General features: G+C 43.6%; 5 protein-coding genes and 1 pseudogene. All 6 read right to left on the bottom strand.

Annotated elements, in window-relative coordinates; all coding sequences use genetic code 11:
• Positions 1 to 655, bottom strand: a 655-nt coding sequence (locus ACXADT_RS21630) for a LysM peptidoglycan-binding domain-containing protein (protein WP_474835885.1), incomplete at its 3' end; no start/stop codon positions are given.
• Between the two features lie 398 nt (positions 656 to 1053).
• Positions 1054 to 1869, bottom strand: coding sequence for a helicase-related protein (locus ACXADT_RS21625; RefSeq protein ID WP_474835884.1), 816 nt, complete (start codon positions 1867 to 1869; stop codon positions 1054 to 1056).
• A gap of 4 nt (positions 1870 to 1873) precedes the next feature.
• A complete protein-coding gene (locus tag ACXADT_RS21620) occupies positions 1874 to 3139 on the bottom strand; it encodes a DEAD/DEAH box helicase family protein (RefSeq protein ID WP_474835883.1) in 1266 nt (421 codons plus the stop codon).
• Between the two features lie 79 nt (positions 3140 to 3218).
• Positions 3219 to 3353 carry a hypothetical protein gene (locus ACXADT_RS21615; protein ID WP_474835882.1) on the bottom strand — a complete coding sequence of 45 codons (135 nt, stop codon included), beginning with the start codon at positions 3351 to 3353 and terminating at the stop codon, positions 3219 to 3221.
• Positions 3354 to 3462: 109 nt separating this feature from the next.
• Positions 3463 to 3843: a hypothetical protein gene (locus ACXADT_RS21610; protein WP_474835881.1), complete on the bottom strand. Its 381-nt coding sequence runs from the start codon at positions 3841 to 3843 to the stop codon at positions 3463 to 3465.
• Positions 3844 to 4023: 180 nt separating this feature from the next.
• Positions 4024 to 5382 (bottom strand): annotated as a pseudogene (locus tag ACXADT_RS21605) (putative PEP-binding protein); the annotation flags it as partial.
• Positions 5383 to 5439: the final 57 nt, after the last annotated feature.

The raw sequence follows: 5439 nt of genomic DNA, 5'->3' as shown, positions 1-5439 counted from the left end.
ACTCCAAGTCGACACTAATGCCCCCATATCCCCTTGTATTAGCGAGGTTCACGAGACTGGCAACCAGGTTTCCTCTTAATACAGAGTTCCCCAATACATTCCCAGCTAATTCTTTGCTGAAACCCGAACCTTTTGTGTTCTGGATTAATAATAACGGAATCACATTCAATTCGTTGCTTCTTCTGACGATTGAGGTATCATCCATGCCTACATAAGCATATCCTTGGTCGGTAAAGGAGTAAGCCGCCACCGCCAGGAAAGTCAGCTTTGGCGCGAGTGCTTCGAGTGTTGCCAGAAAGGTTTGAGGGGAACTCGGTACAATAAAACCGAGCGTGGCCATTTGCGGTTCTATAGGGGATGGAATATTAATATTCTGGCCAATATACAATCTGTTGGGGTCAAGCCCAGGATTTGCGTTCAAGATACTATTGACGCTTGTATTAAACTGGACCGACAGTTTCCATAAGGTATCGCCAGCCTTAATTTTATAAAAGCGAACAATCGGCTGTTGATCAGGGATGTAGAGCGCCAAGCCGGGGATAATTAAACTGGCGGAAGGGAGCCCATTGACATCGATTATGTTTTGGATGGTGACACCATATGTTCTTGCAATAGACCAAAGGGTTTCTCCTGCTCTCACGACATGGACAGCCATGTGATCACACCTTTTTAAATAATCTCACTATCCATCTTATGGCGGATCACCGTTTATATACTACTGTCCCTCATAAAAGAAGCAGTGCTCTCAATTCATAAGAGCACCGCTTCCTGTTAGTCATCTCCATCTGTCCCGTGAATCAGACCGGTTCCTGTACCTTGCCGAGTGGCAGGGATCACAAATTTGATAAGGGGAATCGACATGGATACCTTTACCGCAAAGTCTGCATTTCTTTTTATAATTCTTCACTTCTGACTTTAAGAATTCATGAACATCATCGCTCAATCCGGTTCTAAGCCTTTCCCAATATACAGCCTCTGTCCTCCGGTCAAGCTTATATAAAAACAACAAATGCAGGCCGATTGCCTTATATGAAAGTTCGAGTTCTTCAAGTGTCACTGTTTTACAACAGGCTCCGGCAGGTCTTCACCAGAGATAATTGCCTTGATTGTTTCAAGCCATTGTTCAATCAGGGCAGGCTCTCTGGATGAAAATGGCAAGTGGAGGAAACCATACAATTCCATCATCGGCAGTCTCGCTTCGATTTCAGTATTCCGCACATATTCGTACAGATCCCTTTCTTCCGTTAGGGATGCTTTTTTCGTGCCCCTTGGACTCTCGAATTTATCCCAAAGCTCAAAGAAGACAGCGAGAGAACGGTGATATTTCTGAAATCGTTCAAAGATTCCTGAGGTTGGTGCAATGGAAAATATTTCAACTGGATGATCTTCCTTTTCAAGGAGCTTTGTCATCAGGCTGATATCCGCTGTAAATGCAACCCGACCGACATTATAAATGCCCTTCCTTCCCGCACGGCCCGCTATTTGCTTCACTTCCTGTGACGTTAATCTTCGTCTTCTCGTTCCATCAAACTTCTCATTTTCCAAGAATACGATTCGCCTAATTGGCAGGTTCAAACCCATCCCAATCGCGTCTGTTGCGACTACAACAGTTGTTTCCCCTTTAATAAATCGGTCAATTTGCTTCTTTCGCGTCTCTGGAGGCATACTTCCATAAATCATGCTTACCTGCCGTCCGCTATTTTGCAGCTTTGACGCATTCTCCAATACCTGTTTACGGGAGAAACAAACAAGCGCATCTCCTTTCTTTGTATGATTAAGACTAAACTCTTTGTTCTCAACTTGCAGAGGAATATCGCGGCTATATTCATGTATTTCCGCAACTCCATCACCGAGGAGGTCCAACATCATCTGTTTAATATTCACGCTGCCAATGAATGTGCACTTCTTCAGCATTTGCTTTCGTGATTGCTTTAAACCAGGAAAAGCCTCTGTCTTTATCAGCAATCATTTGGGATTCATCAATCACGACTACATGATGGAAATCCTTTTCATGAAACATTTCTACAGTACAGGAAGTATGGTTCGCCCCTTCCACTGACTTTTCTTCCTCACCCGTTTTCAGCGAGCATGGAACACCTTCTGAATTGAGCTTTTCATAGACCTCCAGTGCCAGCAGGCGCAGAGGCGCAAGATACAAGCCACTTTCTGCCGCCTTCATCCTTTCAAGTGCATGGTGAGTTTTCCCTGTATTGGTCTCTCCGATATGCAAAATATAACGTATATTCCTCCTGAGGGAAGGATTATATTCCCTGCCGAAGATATCTTCCAGCATCCGAGCCTCTTCTGCACGCTTCCGCTCTTGTTCTGCAGCTTCCTCCGCCTTCCTTCTTTCCCTTTCCATCAAGTCATGTTCATATAGATCACGATGGATTTTTTCATCAAAAACAGTTTCGGATAGCTCCAAAAGATCGTCTATGTACTCTTCTTGAAGTTTATACAGGAATCCATCTATAAACGCTTCAACTGTATCATGAATAATCCGCTTCGTCTCAGAAACGGAGAGCCTGTCTTCAAATACCTCTTCATAAGAGTTAATCACATCTTCCGTAAGGTTATTCAGGACTTGTTCTGCTCCTATAAGACTGAAGTAATCCATCACTCTGTTTTCAAAATGGAATTGGTAGGTTTCATATTCAAAATAATACCGTCCCCATTGTGCTGTCTGATGGATTTGACCTGTCAATTCATCAAAAAAATCAGCCATAGTTCGGTAGTCTTCCGGCTCAAAGGCTCCGATTTCCGTTAACCTTTCCTCAAGCCTGTATGTATCAAGATCCTCGTATCTCGGATTCTCCTTAAATACTTTCTGCAATTCCTTTGCCATCTCATGCCTGATCCTCAAGTAAGCCAAATCCTGGTACTCATTTAAAACCTTATGTGCTGCCTGATGGATTTTCTCTTTGATCAACGCTCTCTTCTCAAGCAGACGGTCTTCCTCTGCTTTTTTCAAGTACCTTTTCCGTGCCCGGCCATATAACTCACGCCATGTTTGCTCGATGTTTGAGGATTTAATCCACTCTTCCGTATCAAAGGGTTCATAGTCCCTCACTTCGTTCCTGAACAACTTATTGATCAACTTCCGGTCTACACCTTCTACTGTAAAACCACGTTCACTCAAAAAAGATTTCTTGTCACGCTTTGAGAAGTCATTCGTCGACTTCGTCAGCCAGACATTCAGCCAAATTTGATTGATATAATTACTTCTTGTATTTAAATATTCCTCGAAAATCGGGCAAGTCTTCCTTTTCTCCAAGGAACATATCGATGTCTTCCTGAATTTTAATTTTTGTGTTTTCTACTGCTTGCTGATGGATTAATTCAATTTGTCTCATCTCTGAACCCCTTAATATCGGTAAAATATATACAAAAGGCCGCACAAAAAATTGTGCGAGCCCTTCCATTTTTTCTTATTCGTTCATCGTAATTGAGGAACGGCCTAATTTATGCGTTCTTTAACTGCAGCATATCCACAACCTTGTTGAAAACCATTTGATCTTCTTTTGTAACACTTTTAGGTTTGATCGGGGATACCGGTTTTATCTTCTCATCGTTTTCGACACGAAGTATTTCCAGATAAAAAGGTGTAGTTTGTCGATTACCCTTCAGGTATCCTTTGAGGATTTTCATCTTATCTGATGTTCCTGTAAATACACTTTCATAATCCCACTCAATTTCGTTGCCATACCTCGAATCCATCTTTTCCTTTAGAGCAAAGGCTTCTGAAACAGCTTCATGGGCTGTCGAAAAAAATGATTGCGTTCTTCTTAAGCCTTTCTTCTTGCTGCCATCCCCTGCATTAGCCTGGTATAATTTCATGTTCATTTCCTTCATCCTTTCTGGTTGGTCTCACGCCTTCTAACGGTGAGTCGTAACACCAGAAGACCTAAGGATTTTACTTACATGACTAGTATACCCTTTTTTCCATGAGTTACCTATTGATAAGGTAAATCCTTCATATTATGAAAGAAAGAGCGTGTTTTGGTCACACGCTCCTCGAATAAATTATTTAGTTGTGACGACTTCTTTTTCGTTATTTTTCTCATGGCGGATTGTTGCCTGAGCAGCTGCCAAACGGGCCAGCGGTACACGGTAAGGAGAGCAGCTGACGTAGTCAAGTCCTGCAGTGTAGCAAAATTCGATCGAGCTCTTTTCTCCTCCATGTTCACCGCAAATACCTGTCTTCAGACCAGGCTTTGTCTGGCGGCCAAGCGTTACACCTGTCTCAACCAATTTGCCGACTCCCTCACGGTCGAGCACGGCGAATGGATTTTCTGGCAGTACTTTTTGTTCAATATATGCTTGAAGAAACTTGCCTTCTGCATCATCACGGCTGTATCCAAATGTTGTTTGTGTCAGGTCGTTCGTGCCAAATGAGAAGAAATCAGCTTCCTGGGCAATCTGGTCAGCTGTCAAGGCTGCACGTGGAATCTCAATCATTGTCCCAACAGTATACTGAAAATCCTTGCCTGTTTCTTCTTTGATGCTTTGTGCTGCAACATTGACTAATTCACGCATTTCTTTTAACTCATTTACATGTCCTACTAATGGAATCATGATTTCAGGCTGGACTTCAATCCCTCTCTCCGAAAGGTTCGCTACTGCATAAAAGATGGCTCTGGCTTGCATCTCATAGATTTCAGGATGGATCATGCCTAAACGGCAGCCACGGTGACCCAGCATTGGGTTGAATTCATCAAGCTGGCGCACTTTTTTAAGCAATGCTTCCTTTCCCTTAAGTTCCTTTGATTCTGGATCAAGTATTTGCAGCTTCGTAATCTCTACTAGTAATTCTTCCTTGTCAGGCAAGAACTCATGAAGAGGCGGATCGAGCAAGCGGATCGTTACTGGAAGCCCCTGCATGACTTCAAGGATTCCTTCAAAATCTCCCTGCTGCATTGGCAATAATTCATCAAGGGCAAGATTGCGCTCTTCAAACGTTTCAGCCAGGATCATCTTCTGGACAATCGGCACCCTTGCCGCATCCATGAACATGTGCTCAGTACGGCATAAACCAATACCACCTGCCCCAAATTCAAGCGCCTTTGCAGAATCTTCAGGATTATCAGCGTTCGCACGCACTCCTATTTTTCGTTCTTCGTCAGCCCACGAAAGCAGAAGCTGGAACTCATCTGAAAGCTCAGGCTCAATCATCGGGATCTCACCAAGCATGATTTCTCCAGTTCCGCCATCAATCGTAATGATGTCTCCATGGTTCACTACCACTTCACCGACGCGGAATTGTTTCTCATGAAGATCGATCTTCATCGCCTCGCATCCGCAGATACATGCTTTACCCATGCCTCGAGCCACAACAGCAGCATGACTTGTCATTCCGCCGCGGCTTGTAACAACCGCCTGTGCTAGGTGCTGGTGCTGAGGCACATAGTACCCTCTTTAACCTTAGCAATACGTTATTGA

The organism is Anaerobacillus sp. ABR4_321 (assembly GCF_056158505.1).
This window is presented reverse-complemented; position numbering and strand designations above follow the sequence as displayed.